General features: G+C 33.6%; 27 protein-coding genes and 1 pseudogene. 22 read left to right on the top strand and 6 right to left on the bottom strand.

What is annotated here, in order from left to right; translation table 11 throughout:
• Nucleotides 1-80 precede the first annotated feature (80 nt).
• Both BN1082_RS16175 and BN1082_RS16165 read left to right on the top strand, forming a co-directional pair.
• Entirely contained in the window at nt 81-683 is a 603-nt protein-coding gene (locus tag BN1082_RS16175) for a hypothetical protein (protein WP_090635748.1), read from the top strand.
• Between the two features lie 464 nt (nt 684-1,147).
• The gene (locus BN1082_RS16165; RefSeq protein ID WP_090635742.1) at nt 1,148-1,417 is read left to right on the top strand and encodes a CPCC family cysteine-rich protein; all 270 of its coding nucleotides are present in this window, start codon (nt 1,148-1,150) and stop codon (nt 1,415-1,417) included.
• A gap of 206 nt (nt 1,418-1,623) precedes the next feature.
• On the opposite strand, the gene BN1082_RS27680 is transcribed toward BN1082_RS16165, so the two are convergent.
• Nucleotides 1,624-1,791 (bottom strand): hypothetical protein, encoded by a 168-nt coding sequence (locus BN1082_RS27680; RefSeq protein WP_176699832.1) that lies wholly within the window; start codon nt 1,789-1,791, stop codon nt 1,624-1,626.
• A 428-nt stretch (nt 1,792-2,219) separates the two neighbouring features.
• On the opposite strand from BN1082_RS27680, the gene BN1082_RS16160 reads away from it, so the two are divergent.
• The gene (locus BN1082_RS16160) at nt 2,220-2,600 is read left to right on the top strand and encodes a hypothetical protein (RefSeq protein ID WP_090635739.1); all 381 of its coding nucleotides are present in this window, start codon (nt 2,220-2,222) and stop codon (nt 2,598-2,600) included.
• A gap of 290 nt (nt 2,601-2,890) precedes the next feature.
• Nucleotides 2,891-3,130, top strand: a complete 240-nt coding sequence (locus BN1082_RS29015; protein WP_483814925.1) for a hypothetical protein — start codon at nt 2,891-2,893, stop codon at nt 3,128-3,130.
• Here the strand turns inward: BN1082_RS29015 and BN1082_RS16155 are convergent.
• Complete coding sequence (locus BN1082_RS16155; protein ID WP_090635736.1) at nt 3,066-3,479, bottom strand: MerR family transcriptional regulator; 414 nt, start codon at nt 3,477-3,479, stop codon at nt 3,066-3,068. The two genes, BN1082_RS29015 and BN1082_RS16155, sit on opposite strands and share 65 nt — an antisense overlap.
• Before the next feature lie 233 nt (nt 3,480-3,712).
• Here BN1082_RS16155 and BN1082_RS16150 point away from each other — a divergent pair, with 233 nt between their 5' ends.
• From BN1082_RS16150 to BN1082_RS16125, 7 genes are all read left to right on the top strand, one after another.
• Nucleotides 3,713-4,327 carry a flavin reductase family protein gene (locus tag BN1082_RS16150; RefSeq protein WP_090635734.1) on the top strand — a complete coding sequence of 205 codons (615 nt, stop codon included), beginning with the start codon at nt 3,713-3,715 and terminating at the stop codon, nt 4,325-4,327.
• A 219-nt stretch (nt 4,328-4,546) separates the two neighbouring features.
• Entirely contained in the window at nt 4,547-4,834 is a 288-nt protein-coding gene (locus BN1082_RS16145; RefSeq protein ID WP_090635731.1) for a YciI family protein, read from the top strand.
• Nucleotides 4,835-4,980: 146 nt separating this feature from the next.
• Nucleotides 4,981-5,202, top strand: a complete 222-nt coding sequence (locus tag BN1082_RS27675) for a hypothetical protein (RefSeq protein ID WP_176699831.1) — start codon at nt 4,981-4,983, stop codon at nt 5,200-5,202.
• Nucleotides 5,203-5,242: 40 nt separating this feature from the next.
• A complete protein-coding gene (locus tag BN1082_RS16140; protein WP_090635728.1) occupies nt 5,243-5,869 on the top strand; it encodes a GyrI-like domain-containing protein in 627 nt (208 codons plus the stop codon).
• Nucleotides 5,870-6,066: 197 nt separating this feature from the next.
• Nucleotides 6,067-6,690, top strand: a complete 624-nt coding sequence (locus BN1082_RS16135) for a hypothetical protein (RefSeq protein ID WP_090635726.1) — start codon at nt 6,067-6,069, stop codon at nt 6,688-6,690.
• A gap of 82 nt (nt 6,691-6,772) precedes the next feature.
• Nucleotides 6,773-7,117, top strand: coding sequence for a hypothetical protein (locus tag BN1082_RS16130; RefSeq protein ID WP_090635723.1), 345 nt, complete (start codon nt 6,773-6,775; stop codon nt 7,115-7,117).
• A gap of 181 nt (nt 7,118-7,298) precedes the next feature.
• Entirely contained in the window at nt 7,299-7,736 is a 438-nt protein-coding gene (locus tag BN1082_RS16125) for a VOC family protein (RefSeq protein ID WP_090635720.1), read from the top strand.
• A gap of 214 nt (nt 7,737-7,950) precedes the next feature.
• On the opposite strand, the gene BN1082_RS16120 is transcribed toward BN1082_RS16125, so the two are convergent.
• Nucleotides 7,951-8,133, bottom strand: a complete 183-nt coding sequence (locus tag BN1082_RS16120; RefSeq protein ID WP_090635717.1) for an aspartyl-phosphate phosphatase Spo0E family protein — start codon at nt 8,131-8,133, stop codon at nt 7,951-7,953.
• Between the two features lie 281 nt (nt 8,134-8,414).
• Here BN1082_RS16120 and BN1082_RS28260 point away from each other — a divergent pair, with 281 nt between their 5' ends.
• Complete coding sequence (locus BN1082_RS28260; RefSeq protein ID WP_245640458.1) at nt 8,415-8,825, top strand: hypothetical protein; 411 nt, start codon at nt 8,415-8,417, stop codon at nt 8,823-8,825.
• Nucleotides 8,826-9,075: 250 nt separating this feature from the next.
• Here BN1082_RS28260 and BN1082_RS16110 read toward each other — a convergent pair whose 3' ends face one another.
• The gene (locus tag BN1082_RS16110) at nt 9,076-10,323 is read right to left on the bottom strand and encodes a hypothetical protein (protein WP_090635714.1); all 1,248 of its coding nucleotides are present in this window, start codon (nt 10,321-10,323) and stop codon (nt 9,076-9,078) included.
• A 314-nt stretch (nt 10,324-10,637) separates the two neighbouring features.
• Here BN1082_RS16110 and BN1082_RS16105 point away from each other — a divergent pair, with 314 nt between their 5' ends.
• The 6 genes from BN1082_RS16105 to BN1082_RS16090 all read left to right on the top strand — a co-directional run bounded on the left by BN1082_RS16105 (nt 10,638) and on the right by BN1082_RS16090 (nt 13,568).
• Nucleotides 10,638-10,895, top strand: coding sequence for a hypothetical protein (locus BN1082_RS16105; protein WP_090635711.1), 258 nt, complete (start codon nt 10,638-10,640; stop codon nt 10,893-10,895).
• Nucleotides 10,896-11,024: 129 nt separating this feature from the next.
• Nucleotides 11,025-11,615, top strand: a complete 591-nt coding sequence (locus tag BN1082_RS16100) for a hypothetical protein (protein ID WP_090635708.1) — start codon at nt 11,025-11,027, stop codon at nt 11,613-11,615.
• Nucleotides 11,616-11,636: 21 nt separating this feature from the next.
• Nucleotides 11,637-12,143, top strand: a complete 507-nt coding sequence (locus BN1082_RS16095) for a GNAT family N-acetyltransferase (protein WP_090635705.1) — start codon at nt 11,637-11,639, stop codon at nt 12,141-12,143.
• A 391-nt stretch (nt 12,144-12,534) separates the two neighbouring features.
• Complete coding sequence (locus tag BN1082_RS27670; protein ID WP_176699830.1) at nt 12,535-12,690, top strand: hypothetical protein; 156 nt, start codon at nt 12,535-12,537, stop codon at nt 12,688-12,690.
• 324 nt (nt 12,691-13,014) lie between these two features.
• Nucleotides 13,015-13,176: a hypothetical protein gene (locus tag BN1082_RS27665; RefSeq protein ID WP_176699829.1), complete on the top strand. Its 162-nt coding sequence runs from the start codon at nt 13,015-13,017 to the stop codon at nt 13,174-13,176.
• A 167-nt stretch (nt 13,177-13,343) separates the two neighbouring features.
• On the top strand, nt 13,344-13,568 hold the full coding sequence (locus BN1082_RS16090; RefSeq protein ID WP_090635702.1) for a hypothetical protein: 225 nt from the start codon (nt 13,344-13,346) through the stop codon (nt 13,566-13,568).
• Between the two features lie 152 nt (nt 13,569-13,720).
• Here BN1082_RS16090 and BN1082_RS27660 read toward each other — a convergent pair whose 3' ends face one another.
• The gene (locus tag BN1082_RS27660; RefSeq protein WP_176699828.1) at nt 13,721-13,867 is read right to left on the bottom strand and encodes a hypothetical protein; all 147 of its coding nucleotides are present in this window, start codon (nt 13,865-13,867) and stop codon (nt 13,721-13,723) included.
• Nucleotides 13,868-14,112: 245 nt separating this feature from the next.
• Between BN1082_RS27660 and BN1082_RS16080 the strand changes: the two genes are divergently transcribed.
• The 4 genes and pseudogenes from BN1082_RS16080 to BN1082_RS16065 form a co-directional block, all read left to right on the top strand.
• Nucleotides 14,113-14,487: a GntR family transcriptional regulator gene (locus BN1082_RS16080; RefSeq protein ID WP_090635697.1), complete on the top strand. Its 375-nt coding sequence runs from the start codon at nt 14,113-14,115 to the stop codon at nt 14,485-14,487.
• A gap of 2 nt (nt 14,488-14,489) precedes the next feature.
• Complete coding sequence (locus BN1082_RS16075; RefSeq protein WP_245640457.1) at nt 14,490-14,930, top strand: hypothetical protein; 441 nt, start codon at nt 14,490-14,492, stop codon at nt 14,928-14,930.
• 174 nt (nt 14,931-15,104) lie between these two features.
• Nucleotides 15,105-15,266, top strand: coding sequence for a hypothetical protein (locus BN1082_RS16070; protein WP_245640456.1), 162 nt, complete (start codon nt 15,105-15,107; stop codon nt 15,264-15,266).
• Nucleotides 15,267-15,359: 93 nt separating this feature from the next.
• Nucleotides 15,360-15,615, top strand: a pseudogene (locus BN1082_RS16065) (VOC family protein); the annotation flags it as partial.
• A 236-nt stretch (nt 15,616-15,851) separates the two neighbouring features.
• On the opposite strand, the gene BN1082_RS16060 reads toward BN1082_RS16065, so the two are convergent.
• Nucleotides 15,852-16,472 carry a short chain dehydrogenase gene (locus BN1082_RS16060; RefSeq protein ID WP_218055163.1) on the bottom strand — a complete coding sequence of 207 codons (621 nt, stop codon included), beginning with the start codon at nt 16,470-16,472 and terminating at the stop codon, nt 15,852-15,854.
• Between the last annotated feature and the right edge of the window lie 10 nt (nt 16,473-16,482).

Below are 16,482 nucleotides of genomic sequence, written 5' to 3'. Positions count from 1 at the left end.
GTTCAGGTTAGTTCAAGAAGGATATTTTTACTCCTTACAGAACTTATAGTTAATTAGAGAAAAAATGAAGGTGAAAAGAAATGGAATATTACTTAATGGAACCACCAATAAAATTTGATAATTTCTCTAAGTTATCGAAGAAGGAAACAAAATTAGTGTTTGAATGGTTTATAAGTAAAATCCCTGAAAGAATAAATCTACTTAAAATGCTTTATGAATTGGAAGGATTAAATAAAACGGAACTTGATTTTACCCTTGAATCACTAAATAAAGTCTGGGTGTGGTTTACAAGAATAATAAATGTATACTCCCAACAAATATTAGGGCGGGATGTATCAAAGGATGAATTACCAAATGAAGGTTCGTTTATTTACGATTATATTGATGACCCAAAATTAAGTGTTCTTTTAACTGCAATATCTCAAGATATAGGTATTTATTTAGGAGAAACATTTATAAAAAATAATCATACGGCAAAATGGGGGTTTGTCACAAATCCTAAAAATATTTCCTATGTTAATAAGCCTGCAATATCTGATTTTATATTTGGTGGGGAAAAATCAATGTATGATGTTTTATCCGCAGTGTATAACTTATCGGTCAGGTATTCTAAAGGTGAGGGTAATGAAGAGGAACTATCCCGTTCATTTAAACGGTGGGAGAAACGATTGGTTAAAAATTAAATAAATTAGATTGTGAAATATTGTACTTACACTAACGGGTGCTTGAGTTCAACAACAAAGGTAGTGTGATTTTTTTGGTGGCGTTAAGGATTATCATTAATTCATTAATTTTAGCAGTAGTGCTTTATTCAACTATTGTTATCTTACCCAATACATTCCACTTTAGTGTAATTGCATCAAAGTGGTTGTTTTTTACGATTGCTGCTGTAATCTTTATATTCTCTAAAGAAAAATGGTGGAGTAAGCTTATTTCTTTAATTCTTACCGTGGTAATTGATATTTTATTTATTATTTTATTTAACTCATAATAAGCTTGTTTTCGCTATTTTCTTATTCAACTATAGGGTGCAAGAGTTTAAAATCGTGGCTGTCATCGGGGCAGCTTTTCTTTTTGTGCTAACGGGCAGATTAGTTGAATAATCGTTGATATAATTTAGTAAAAGGGAGATTGGACTGGTGAAATAATGGAACTGTTTAATTGCCAATGTTGTGGATATAAAACCCTAAAAGAAGGCACTAGGGACAGCTATGAAATTTGTAAAGTTTGTTTTTGGGAAGATGATTTCGTACAGAATGAGGACCCAGATTATGAAGGTGGGGCTAATGAATTATCTTTAAGACAAGCACAAAGGAATTTCAAATTGTATGGAGTAAGTGAAGTGAGGTTTAAGAATAATGTTGTAAATCCAAGTGTTGAGGGTTTTCTAAAAGATGAAAACTTTAAACCTCTATAAGGGAATTCAGATAAAAAATGCATTTTCTTCTTCAACTAATGGGTGCAATACTTGAAGACCCAGCTGCTATTTCTTGGAGGCTTTCTCTTATTGACTAATGGAGGAGGATGGTGAAGAGAAGCCTTAATAATTAAACTGAAGAATTAAGTAAAAACTTTATGGGAAAGTATACAAATTGGGCAGAGAAAAGTTAATAGGAAAGCACCTTACAAGTGCTTTCCTATTAAAACCTCATCCAGAGAAATGATTCTATGCTTTAACTCTTTATTCGAATCTAAAACACCTATAACAATTTGATTTTCTTCTGTTATTGTCGCATATCTGAAATGTTCATTCCCATTAATGAGTAAGGTTGTTACCTGTTTTGCCTCCATCCTCGGAAAGACACTTTCTATGTACTAAAGTGGTAGAAAATCATCTAATCCTTCTGTTGGTCTACCAACCCATTTAAATAGGAAATCTTTGAGTGTAAATTGCTCAATCATAGATAATTTTTTCTTGAATTGTAGTTCATCCACGGTTACTGTTTTCAGCTTAATCACTCCTCAAATAGTAAGTAAAGTTTATACTTTCACATTCTTAACAACAACTGTATTACGGTGACAGAAAAATTACATTTTGATTTCGGGTTAAGGTTAAATTTATTAAATGTATTTTAGGTACTATTTAAATAGAAATCATTTTTTTAAATTACTTCTTTCCTTGTTCAACTAACGTGGCAGGATAGTTGAATAAGAATGTTATAATTATCCTTAGAAATAAACAAGAAATAAGAAGGACATTTCAAAAGGAGATGATAGTCTTGTTATTAGCAAAATCAATAGAACTTTTTGAGAATCTTTGCCAGTATGAATTTGACTATCACTATTACGATTTGCACAATGACTACGATTGTGAAAGTGTAGCATTAAAAGATGATGTTTTATTCATCAACTTTAAACAAGAAGCAAATGGGAACAGTCTTAGCTTAATATTTACTGATGTTGAATTAAAACAATTTGAGTTTTTCAATGTTAATAATTCAAAAAACCTAACAATTGATAATGTGTATCGTGGAAGAGTGGAAATTGATGGTGAGTTAGAAGAATGCTTAGGAGAAAAAGGCTACTTTTACTTAGAGTTTGATGAGGGACAAAGGTTAGAATTTTGGGCAAAAAGTGTAGGAATTGAAGAAAAGAAATAATATCGCTAGAATCTTAAAAAGAATAGATAGCTTAAACACAATAATTGTTAAATTGTGAATGAATATACTTAAACTATCGGGTGCATTACTGGAAAAACGGTTTCTTCTTCAAGTAACGGACAGGATAGTGGAAGAAAGAAAAACTAGAATCAACAAATAACATTAAAGTAATGAAGAAAGAAGTATATGTTAAGTAGGGTTACTATGATAAAGAAATAATTCCTATCTTAGGTATGCAATAATAAAATACGAATGTATTATAGACGTAATAATAAATTTAGGAGAATTAAATGACTTGTTCAAAAACTAAAAAAAAACTAGAAAGTTGTCTCTGCGAAAGTCTCAAAAAACATATTCCATACTATGAAACAAGCTATAACACTCCTATGGGAGAACCACAAAGGGTCGCAACTTATGTGGCGACAAGTTTCAAGGTAGAGCAATTCATTAAGCTCAAGGCCATACTTATATTGGAGCTTCGTAACTTCCTTTGGAAAGCTCGAGATAAACGGCTAGCTTCTCTTTTGTAAGTGAAATCATGTGATCTAATTCCTGCTGCTTGGCTTCCAGATCCAACAGATATTTCGAAAGTATTTCGGTTCGCTTATTTAATGTGGGAGTAAAATTGGCAGGGTCTTCCCCTAGCTGTATTTTTTCCATCACACAACCGTCGCGAGTAAACTCTGTGATCTCCTCAAGTGATAGACCTAACTTCTTTAGATTATTCAAACACTGAATATACGAAACCTCGCTCTCGGTGTAGGTCCGTGCCCCACCTTCTCTGCGACTCGGTCCCTTCAGAACTCCAATTTTCTCGTAATAACGCAATGTATAAGGGGTTAAACCCGTCCTTTCTGACACTTGGCTAATGGTGAGCATGGGATGCATCCTCCTTTGTAATGTTGGTTTGAAGTTATCGTACACCTTAGAGCTAGATCGAAGTCAAGTATTTAGAATCCCAATCTTATAAAATCCCCCCTTGACTTCGAGTCGGCTCTAATTTGTATACTGCAGCCATAACAGTCTAGGAGGAATTGCCATGATATCTGAATGTATAGGTCATTGATCAATCAATATTATATAAGAGATAATCAAGAAAGGATGAAATCAGCGTGGAAATTATCCCTGAAAACCTTACGTGGAAAGACAGCTACAAATTATATACAGGCTCTATTTTGCCTAGGCCGATTGCTTTGGTCTCTACGATATCAAAGGGAGGTATTCCTAATCTTGCGCCTTTCAGTAATTTTTGCGGCGTATGTCCTTGGCCATTTATGGTAGCTTTTGCCCCCATCATTCGACCCGAAGATGGTACGAAGAAAGATACCACACGCAACATTGAAGAGACGGGACAATTTGTTGTCAATATCGTTACAGAGGACATTGTAACGAAAGTGAACGAAACATCCATAGAATTTGCACCCGACATAGATGAGTTTCAAGAGACCGGCTTAACACCTATTCCCAGCTCGAAAGTGATGCCGTATCGAGTTAAAGAAAGTCCCATACAAATGGAATGTGTGTTGGAGAACATGCTGGCATTTGGGGAAGGAGCCGGATCATCAAACCTCGTTATTGGTCGTGTCGTTAAAATGCACATCGAAGATGCACTATACAAGGATGGGAAAATAGATTTAGCCAACCTTAAGCCGGTAGGTCGTCTCTCAGGGGACTATTATGCGAAATTGTCGGGCTTATTTACATTGAAAAGCCCCCAACGATGCTGACGGGGTCTTAAGAAGAAGGAAACCAATCATTTATTACCGAAAGCAGGAACAGGCGAGCGATCAGCAATTGTATCCTTGCATTGTTCTGGCAACCGGCACTTTAACTAGGCTATAGTCAAGACTTGACCTGGTCTCTGATCTAGTTTAGATGACTGACGAAGAACGATGATGAATTCATAAGAAGTAAATGCTACACAAAACAAATGGAGGAGATGTTCAATGTTTATAACATTACTGAAATATGTCAAACCTCTCGAAGAAGTAGAACATTATTTGGACGATCACGTTCAATTTTTGGATAAGTATTATAGCCAGAAGAAGTTTATATTCTCAGGCAGACGAAACCCAAGGATTGGCGGAGTTATTTTGATGCATGTTAATACCCGAGACGAGGTGGAATATATAATCCGCGAAGATCCATTCCACAAGCACAACATCGCAGAATACGAAGTGATTGAATTCCAGCCGACAAAGTATGACACCCGATTTTCTTGTTTCGTTGATTAGCATCAACTTGCAATAAGCTGCTGATTCCATGCAACCAGTCGCTGGCTGCGAATTGTACGTAGTAAGCATCTCGAATAAAGTCTCGGATACAATCTGGGTCACAGATATATGGAAAGACGAGGCGTCACATGCAACATCCCTGACACTTGAGATCACGAAGACGCTTATCCAACGAGGAGACCATTGATTTCCAGTATGGAACGAGACAAACTGCAAGTATTAGGTGGAAAGGGGCTTTAATGCTAAACGAATTATGCATGTTAGTATTAACCAAGACGATAGTTCAATCTCCAACTAAGAATAGGCTGCCGACATGGATCGGCGCCCTAGCTCCGTCTTTGACCACTGACGTAAACAACCCGAATTAAATTTTAGATTATTCCTACAACTTAAAAAGGAGATGCAAATATGAAGTATGAATGGAGAAAACAAGAAAAGGATTTGTACATACCGAAACAAAAACCTGAATTAGTAACAGTTCCAGAACAAAAATTTATTACAGTTAAGGGAAAAGGAAATCCAAATAGTGAAGAATTTTCAAAAAGGATAGAAGTTCTTTTTTCATTAGCTTATGCCATCAGAATGATGCCGAAGCAGGGATATACTCCAGAAGGATATTTTGAATATACAGTATATCCACTTGAAGGACTCTGGGATCTAACAGAAGAGGGAAGAAAGTTAGATACACTTGATAAAGATGAGTTATTATATACTATTATGATTAGACAACCAGATTTTGTAACAAAAGAAATAGTAGATAGAGCATTTGAAATCGTAAGAAAAAAGAAACCCAACCCACTACTTGATGAAGTATCATTTGATACGATTAAAGATGGTTTATCCGTTCAAATACTTCATATCGGCTCTTACGATAATGAACCACAAAGTTTTAAAAAAATGAAGGAATTCATAGAAGAGAATCATCTAGAAATAGCAACTCTAAGACATAGAGAAATTTATCTTTCAGATGCGAGAAAAGTTGAACCAGCAAAGTTAAAAACAGTTCTCAGATATAAAGTTAAATCAAGAAAATAGTCTTAATATTATTTTAAAAGTTCTTGAACTAAAGGGGGCAAGAGTTAAAGATGGAGATCGCTGCGGCGATCTTTTTGCTTCTTGTACTAAAGTGGCAGGTTAGTGGAAGAAGGATTCATTGTGTGAGTGGAGAATAATATTAGTCAGGATTTTTTTAGAAATGCTCTAGCGAATTTATTTTAAGGAGATAAAACTTGATGTCTGCTGAACAAATACTTGTCGATTTTGTTGAAGGAAAAATGACCATCGAAGAATTTAAAACAATTTTTATAAATAATCCTTCTATTGAAGAATTTTTAAAAGATGATCCTAATCTCAAAAAAGATACCTATATTGGTGACAATACCTATGATTTTATTCTCCAAGAAGGTCAGGACAGAAATGGAATCAAAAACGGATGGCAACGCATAGGTGGTCAGTTAAATATTCACGGAGCAATATGTCAGCACTTAACCAGGAAAGTCATCACCTTCACTCCTAGTAACATTTACAGTGAAAAATACAACCTTATACTGGACACCCAACCTAGCTGGTTAGATATTGATGAAGACTTTTTTTATGAGGAGATATTATCTAAGGCTCCACAACTAAAGAAAAGCGAACTAAAAAAATGGCTAAAGAACAGAATAAAAGAAATGTTTAAATATGCGTCAACACCGCCTCGCTGGTTACAAAACCCTGAATGGCTCATTATAAATAAAAAACCATTAACTTTTCTTTGTCAGCAAAACATAAATAATTTCTTTCATGATAAGGCAACTGTATATGTATTTATTGATGATGAAAACGGTGAATTAAAGACCGTACTCCAAGTTTTTTAGTTTGTTTACGTCTCTAACCTTGTTGTTCTTCTTTTAGTAACGGGTAGCTTTTCTAAAAACGGAGGCATAAAGGAGTAGGGTTATGAGATGTTTTTGTGAAAATAAAGAAACATATGATTTAAAAGTTGAAGGTGATGTTGATACAGACCCAATTTGGTGCAATCTATGTGGGTGTAACTTTGATATTGATGAAGTTCCTATTTCAGATGATTTAAAAGAAGAACTTATGAGATGGGGAATGATGTATGGTGAATGGATTGAATGGAATAAAGATACATTGCGTCCAAGTGGAAATAAATTGGAAAATAAACACAATACAATGGGGAAACAGCTAACAGAGAAAGTGAAGAAAGAACTTGGTACTAAATATAAAGTGAGATTTTCTCCTTCTTCATCGGCTAGAATGTACGCACGTTTGGATTTTTAATTTTCAAATAAGGATGCTTTTGTCGAACAATTGGGTTGGTACAGCAGCCCGTTTTTTATTGCACTAAAGTGGCAGGTTTGTTGAAGAAGGATATTTTCCTGTTTTAAGCGAATTAGAATTTCAAACAAACCTTACACGAACACAGGTATTGAAAATAACAGGAACATAGGAGGTATGAGATATGAAGATCAATAGAATAGATCATGTGAGTATAAACGTAAATGATCTTTCAGAGGCTAAAGCGTTTTTTCTTGATTTAGGACTTGAAGTGCAAGCGGAATGGGAATTGGATGGAGAACAATTGGACAGAATAGTTGGGCTTAATGATGTTAAAACGGCATGTGTAGGATTGGGGATGCCAGATGGTCAGGCATGGATAGAGCTAGTCAAATTTTATACGCCGTCAGATGAAAAAGATATTCAGCAACCTTTTGCAAATACGCTGGGTATCCGACATATTTGTTTTGCTGTTGAAGATATTGAAGCTATTGTTTCAAAGTTGAAAAAGAAGGGCACGGAAATCTTTAGTGAGATACAGCAATATGAAGAAAGTTATAAGTTATGCTACGTCCGTGGTCCAGAGGGAATTATTTTAGAGTTGGCGGAGAAAATCAGATAAATATTGAAAGGGACTTTAAATGATTTAGATCTCCAACTTTAAACATTTCTTCTTAAACTATCGGGTGCAAGATTTAAAGATGGAGATCGCTGCGGCGATCTTTTTGCTTCTTGTACTAAAGGGGCAGAATTGTTGAAGAAGAAGTTGTTTATTAACTTCGCAATTGACCTATATTGCGAAGTAATTAAATATAAAATTATCCACTAAAGATCTCTTATGGATTGATTTTGTTATTAGTTTTTAACTTCCTAAATTCGTTAAGTAAACTATCTAACTCTTGGCTACATGCTACAGTTGATGAACTGTTAATTCCGTTCTTCTCAGCTATTTTTATAAGCTTTTTCTTTTTTTCATTTATAAGTTTTAAAAGGGATATTTCTAAAAAACAATTGTTCATACTTAGACTAAACTCCTAGGAAAATGATAGTTAAAATGTCACCTCAAATATTATAAAAGATTTATAAAATATTGAAACAGATTCGACAAATGATTACAAAATTAGACATGAGTTATTAATGTCGTCTTTCGAGAAAAATGTGAACTAAATATACTTAAAGATGGGATTAATGCCAGATCCCATCTTTTTTGTATTTCAACTAAAGTGGCAGTTTAGTTCAATAAGAACCACCCGCCACATATGGTGTTTTATGGTAACATTAAGTTGTGGGAGGGGTTGGGATGAACAAGGAAATCGAAGAAATCGTTGTTAAAACGTTTTTCATAAAAGGCATTCAACAAAGGACTTTATTCGAATTAACTTCAAACAAGTACCGTCATAGTAGGATAGCAAGAATAACAGACCCTTTAGATTGTTTTCGTAAAGATTTAATTTTTGAGATACCAAAACCTAATTCAGACCCAGAAGTAATCGAAAAGATACTAAGAAAACAAGGTGCGGGAAAAATGTGCTATGTAATGACCTCGATAATAAGTGATATGGACGGGAAAGAGTTGCCGCTAGCTGAAGTATTAGAAAAATTAATATGGTGTGGAATGCCATTCATCATTTCTTGTATCCCCAATAAACTAGTATATTTTCAGGGAGAACAATCCTATGGTCCTCCCCAAAGGTTTATTTTAAAAAGGTGATATTTAAATAATGTTGTACAACTAACTGGGTGCGAGAGTTTATAAAAGAGTCGCTGCGGCTACTCTTTTTTTGTTCCACTAACTGGGCAGAATAGTTTAATAAGACTTCTTCAATAATTAGGTGAATTAGTTTTTTGAAGACACTATTAAAAAGCCTGTAGCTGTGATTACTTTGTAATCTAGTGTACAGGCTTTATTCTTCGGTAATAATTCATCTTAAATATATTTAACTTATAGTGTAGTCTTATTTTTATATAATCCTTGTATCTTCATGTTGTCTAGAAAACCATCTAATAACTTGTTGGGCAACTTTATCTATTAGTAGGGAAAACTCGAATAACTGATCAGGAGGACATTCGTCACCTTTCAGTTCATAATTTGTTTTTGCATGAGCAAACATATTTCTAGTAGAGGAAATTGAACTTGCGATTTCGTCCAATGCTTTTTGCTGTTCATCATTATTGGTTTCTAATCTTATTTTGTTTGTTTTCTTTAGGAATTTAGGTGCATAGTTTACTAATTCATAAAGGTCAGAACAGGTTCCAATTGTTATTTTAAATGCAAGATAATCTTTCTTCTGACTTCTATGATCTTCAAATATTCTCCCTAACTCTAAAACGTAGTTTGCATCAGGCGTCAAGACTCTCGAACTAGACAGCTTTGTTACTGTCTTTTCAATAAGATCTTTTCTTATCACTGTTTGGGAAACATATTCAATAACCCTACAATAAGTTAAAATTCTCTGTTCAGGCAAAGAGTTCGTATTTGATGAATTGTAGAGAGCTAATAACTCTGGAACCCCTTTCCCATAAAGTAAGGGTCTTAGCTTTATGCTTTTATCTAAATCTTCATTATCTTCATCATCCCATAACTCATAAACCCAAGGACTTTCATCAATTTCTAAATTTAAAGTCGACTTAAGTTCAAAACTATAAGAATCAAAAATGATATTTAGGTCCTTCTCTTCTATTTGTTGGTTTGAAATAATTTGAATGAACAAATCATTATCATCATATGGAGGGACATATTTATTGTACATATTCTCTATTGTTAATTTAATGTGAAAACTTGTAATACCATCAATCATGTCAATCTCAAATTTTTTATCAGAAATAAATATTTCTGTACTTATATCATTTAAATCATGTAGTACAGACCTCTTATCAGTAGATATTCGAATTAATGCTTTATTTCCACTTATCAATTTTGAGTCGTCAATTAATCTACAATCCTTTGCCTCATCTATTATTTCTAAAATATGAGAAAGCGGAGAAGGATCTATATCATATTCAACACGTGGTAAATAGACTTCAGTATCCAATTCGTAATTAAATAAAAATTCATCATCATCATCATCATGATAATGATGATCATCATCATCATCAATCTCACTAAATTCTTCACCATCAAAATAACAATCTATTTTATGCTCTTCACAAAACTTAAGTAAATCTTTTATTTCTTGCTTTAATCCAGCAGGTTCGAATTTAAATTTCATGTTAAACACCTCAATATTATAATACCTTAAAGGGTTGGAAAAAGTTATCTAAGTTGGGGCAATTTTGTTATGAATTTGCTTGTGTCCTTAACTTGTGAAGTTATGCAATAAATAATAGGGGGCCTCACAAATAGGATTTACGCTTTTTTTGTTCAAATTATTGAACTAACGTGGCAGGATAGTTGAATAAAGATAGTAAGTAATTTGACAATAATATTAATTTTTAAAAATCAAAAAATGCAATATAATGGGAATTAAGAATATAAAAAGGATTGGATTTATTAAAGCTATTTTAAATAAAGGCGGTGTAATTAATGCTAATGCGAATTTTAGAATTTTTTTTTGAAAAAGGGGAACCAACCAAGAAGGATATGACTTCTAAAGATGTATTAATTTCTTCACTAATTTCTGTTGTTCTTTCAGTTTTAACTTTAGCGTGTCTTCGTGCTAATGGTATTAATATTCATAGCGGCAGTATTCTTGGATGGGTTATTTATGTAGTGATATTTTACTTGAGTTACTATGCGATAAAAAGGTATAAAGAAAAAAAATATAATAACATTGTGAAATAAGCTAACTGGTGCATTCCTTTAATAAGGGATGTTTTTTTCTTATTGAAGTAAATGGCAGTTTAGTTTAAGAAGGATTTTCCATTATACACATCATATTTAATTAGTAAGTATATAAGGAGTGTATTTAATATGAACCAATACTTGATAGGTATCCATAAAGGTGAATTATCAAATCATCAGCTAAATGAAATAATGGAATTTGCCTCCAACTTTTCAAAAAACTCAATAACAACGATATCAATTCCTTCCCCAGAAAATCTGACCTTATTTGTTGGTGAAGAAGAGTCACCATTATCTGCTGGACTTACTGACCAATATTACTTTCTAACTAATGAACTACAAAAACTGAAACAATATGAGGATATGTTCTATTTCGTTTATGATTATAGGAATAGAAAGTTAGTGGAGAATCCTATGGTAAAGTGTTTTCCTTTAATAAAAATAACAATTAGCGGTATTAAGTTACAAAATGTTATTCAAACAGTTAAAGACATAAAACAAGACGTATTTGCAGGTTTCAAAATAAACTTTGAAGAATCAGGCTTACTAATTGTTGAAGTTCTTCTTACCTCGCCGATGTTAGAAATGATTCATAAAGGTGTAACAATACCTGAATCGTTACGAAGTGATAAGCATTATTTATATTTAAGCAGATTAACCGAATTACTTTCAGTTCCTACATTAAGTAACTCTGTCCAAACAAAGTACATAACAGACTAGTGACAAAATGGGGTGTTTTTTATGATAGAAGTGAAAAAGGCTGAGATTGAACATATAAACGGAATTATCAAGGTCTGTTCAGAAGGTTATAGAGATACATATATGGAAACACATTCAAATGAATATATAGAAAGAATTATCAATGAATTTTACAATTATGAACGGATTCATAATGAAGTAACACATACAAATAGTGGCTGGGATGGATGGTATGTAGCGACAGAAGAAAACATCGTTGTTGGAGCAATAGGTGGTGGTCTTATCAGCAAAGACCAAAGTGAAATATTCGTGCTTTATTTAGACCCAAACCGTCGGGGAGAGGGAATTGGGACAAAGATTTTACAAGCCATAACAGAGATTCAAAGAAGTAATGGTGCAATAAAGCAGTGGGTTTCAGTTGCCAAAGGAAATGCAAAAGGAATCCCTTTTTATGAGGCAAGACAATTTCAATTTGTCCAGGAACAAACTAGTTTCGCTAATATGGATAATGAAAGTTATGTAACTTTGAGATATTGCAGAACTATATAATGATGGTCTAAGTGTAGAATGTATTCTTGTATAAAAGTTGATATCTTTGTTTTTCGTCTGTTCCCGTTTCAAAAAAAGAGATTGTGAAAAAATGCACTTGAACTATAGGGTGCGATAGTTCAAGAAGAGAACAGAAAGTAAATAATATTGGATCCTCCCCTTTTTATTACATTCGAAAACAAAAGAGTACCCTTGGGTGGCCCCTAAAAGGGTACTTTCATTTCCAGTCCGCCCCCGCATAATAGTATTAACAAATTTGTCACTATACATCTTTGAAATTTTTTGGGCGGAAGTATGGGAGGTCTTTCATTTCTTTCTATTTTCTGAAAAATGATGTTATAATCTGGATAAATATACTTAATCTTCAAAATAGGGGGGAGGGGAACAGATCATGAGTAATTTTGCAATCATGGTATTACTTTTAGCAGTTGGTTCAGTTGCATCATTCATTGTAACAAATAAAGCTGGCAAGAATTCGAATAAAATAAACATGGGTATTTGGGCAGCTCTCACGATCACTTCCCTATGCTTATGGTATTTCAAGTAGTCACTAACTACCTATTTTAGTAGAAATGGGAAAAAACAGAAAGAGTACGGAGATTTTGGTTCAGGTCGCTATGGGACTGTTGCTTATGGAAGTTTTAGACTCGTCTTTTGATGAATGACCTTATTGAAATTAAGGGTGCTTGAGTTCAGGAATGATCGCTGCTACGATCTTTATTTCTTATTCGACTAACGAGGCAGGATAGTTGAAGAAGGAGTTTTTATAGATGTTGTAGAATTAAGTTATTATAGGAAAAATATGGTATGTTTATTTTCTTATTCAAGTAACGGGCAGGATTATGGAAGAAGGATTTTTGGGAGGAAAAATATGAACAAGGGGACAGTTTTATTCGTTATTATTGGATTAGCAATGTTTATGTTAGGTATATATTTATCAGTTTATTGGGCTGGAATCGGAATATTTCTTGCGGTTGGCGGAGGAATAATAATGGGGAGTAGTTCCTATTTTTTAGCTAAGAAAAAAGATTAACCTGAATTAAACAAATTGGGGCAAGAGTTGAAGAAGAGTGCTGTCGTTGCTGCAGCTTTTTTTTTATTGTGCTAACGAGGCAGATTAGTTGAAAAAGGATTAAGAAAATAAATGGAGAAATAAACTATTAATAAAGTAAATGGAGAACTTATTAAGGAGGTAATTCTTTGTTAAAAATATTACAAAAAGTTTTTGCGTTACTTGGACTTGTTTTAGCGGTATATGCTTTAATAACAGATAGATTTGTTGTAATGCCTTATATGTTTTTCTGCTTAGGAGTAATGTTATTGATAATGGGTTTGCAAGAAAAACGAAAGCCTCTTAATTATTTATTTTTCCTTGTATCTGGGCTTAATATATTCGTTATTATTAAGACATTCTTTTTCAACTAACGGGTGCTTGAGTTCAGGAAGTAAGGCTGTTTCGGCAGCCTTTTTCTTATTCGACTAACGTGGCAGTTTAGTTGAAGAAGAGAGTACAAATATTCCTCGTGGAATATTAAGTTAACGGGTTCGGATTTGAAGTACAAAATTAAAAATAACCATTAAAAAAGAGGTGCAATTAGCACCTCTTTTGCATTTATTTTAGCATTTAAAATATCCTTTATGTCGAAAACCTTTTTAGCGATTCCTAACCGCTGTTCAGGAGTAGTAATGACTTTTTGCTTTCCTTCCTTTGTCTTATAAGGCAAACAGAAATTGTAATTAGTCAGAGGTTTGTCCTTTTTCTTATTCATCGGTTACTAAAAAAGTACAACTATAAAAGTAAAACCTATGCTTGGTTAATAGATCTCCAAATAGCTTGGAAGTCTATATTAATATCATAAAATTAACAATTAACTCAAGTAAGCAATTGAAAAAAGAAGAATTTGACATCAGTGTTACATCTGTATATACTGTTTATATACAGTTATAACTATGTGAGGGATGTTATGGTGTGAATATATTAATTTCAAACTCTTCTGATGAGCCAATCTATATACAAATTGTGAATCAAATAAAAGAACATATTGTTAAAGGAGATTTGTTGGAATCTCAATCGCTCCCATCAATTAGGAATCTAGCCAAGGAACTAAAAATTAGTGTTATAACAACCAAAAGAGCCTATGATGAACTTGAAAATGAAGGATTTATCGTTACTGTCGCTGGAAAAGGCTCGTATGTTGCAGCAATTAACAAGGAAATGTTTCTAGAAACCAAAGTAAAAATGATTGAAGAAAAAATAACAGAAGCAATCGATACAGCAAAACTGGTTGGCATAACTTTAGAAGAGCTGCAAGATATGCTCAAAATAATATATGAGGGGTGGTAAATGTGGATAGAATTTTGGAAATCACCAATTTAAAGAAGAATTACAAAAACTTTTCTTTAAAAGGTATTAATATTACCCTTGATAGAGATAACAGAGTGTTAAAAGATACTGTTAGAAGCTTTAACCTTGATTTATCTGGCTATCAAGAATTTACGCACGATGACTTAAATTTAAAAGTAGGAGATAACCTTAATGACCATTCTGAGAAAATTTCCTTACAGCATTTATTTGTAGGTTCAAGTATTGGAACAATGAGATTGTTCTTAGAGAATGGCTTAGAAGGTACGAAGGGTTATTTTCTTTATAAAAGAATCGACGGAAATAATGTGCTGAAGGAATTGCATAAAAAGGGTAAAGTTTGGGTTGTTATGTCAGTATATGAAAACAATGCAGCTAGGCTTAAACTAAAGCCTTTTAATTGGAACAAATGCACCGAAAATTAACAAATACCGATATAAATTCTTTCGTTCTTCAGCTAACGGGTGCTTTACTTGAAAAAAGAAAACGTTTTTCTTCTTCAAACTGTAATATTCGGGGTGATTTTATTGGAGATTAAGGAGTTAATAAGTTTTCTCAATAAATTGGAAGACAGTAGTATATTCTATAAGCTTAATAAAGTGAGAGATGAAGCTATTATGGTTGAAATCGCTGTTCCAGGACAACGGTGGGAAGTCGAGTTTATGGAAGATGGTACTGTAGTAATTGAAAAGTTCATAAGTGATGGAGACATTTATGATGTCAAAGAGATTGAGACGTTATTTAAGGATTTCAGTGATTAGTTCAAAAGTTATTAAGCAATCGGGCTTTAGTTTAAGATGGGATTCTTCGGAGATCCCATCTTTTTGCAGATTGGTTGAAGAAGGAATTTGTTTAATTGGAATGGGACTATTATTAAACCCCATTCAGGGAATGAAACTATCTTTTCTTTCTTTTCTGAAGATGACCTTTACTTCCCAACAGAACAGCAAGTGATGTTAAATTTCCAAGTTTATAATCTAAACGAGACTATTAAGCATCTTGGACAAATTGGTGTACCTCTTGTAAAGGAAAAAAGAGATTAGTGAATTTGGTAAGTTTATTTGGATTAAAGATCCTGAAGGTAGACTGGTTGAGCTATGGGAGAAATAACGGGTTGTAATTATTCATATTTTGTTGAATAAACGGGTGCTTGAGCGAAACAAGGAGTTGTAGTTGCGACCCCTTTTTCTTGTTTGACCTATGGGCAGCATTCCTATAATAAATGTAAATAAGTTTCAAGCTTGTGAAGGAATGTAAAAAAGGTTCATATAAAACAAAAACGAAGTCTAGTTGCAAACTTCGTTTTTGTTCAGCTTATAATGTATACACATTACTGAAAGCTTAAATTAACTTAGATTATAGTTTTGTCCTGTTTGCACCCCTTCGATGCTTTTACTGAATGCCATGGCGATTTCTCTGGATGGAACCGAAGAAAAACCTCTGAAGTAGCTACCAAAAGCTGGCATAGATTCAGTTATAACTGTAGGACAGACAGCATTAATTCGTAGAGATTTAGGTAATTCGGTTGCTGCTGCAGTCACAAAACCCTCTAGTGCAGCATTCACCATAAAGAAATTACTAAGCTGCGGAACAACATCTTGTGCACCAGAAGCGCCACCAATCAGTGTGAATGAGCCTCCTTCATTCATGAATTCAATTCCTTTCAAGACTACGTTGACCTGTCCAAGTAACTTAGAATCGAGACCAACTCGATAATCTTCCACGCTCATTTCAGTGAGCGGAGCGACATGTCCTCCTCTACCTCCTGTTGTAACTACAACAGCATCCAGCTTTGGTAGTTTTTTATACATTTCGACAATAGACGCTTCATTTTCGATATCTACCTGAATATCCCCTCCAGTACGAGATGCGACAATGATTTCGTGACGTCCGTTTAATTCCTCAATAACCGCTTTTCCTACAGTTCCTGTACCGCCAATAATAAGTACCTTCATAAAATTTATCACCTTTCAAATT

The sequence above is a fragment of the Neobacillus massiliamazoniensis genome, from assembly GCF_001048695.1.
GTDB lineage: Bacteria > Bacillota > Bacilli > Bacillales > Cytobacillaceae > Neobacillus > Neobacillus massiliamazoniensis.
The sequence above is the reverse complement of the archived record's forward strand: the minus strand, read 5'-3'. Positions and strand labels throughout refer to the sequence as shown.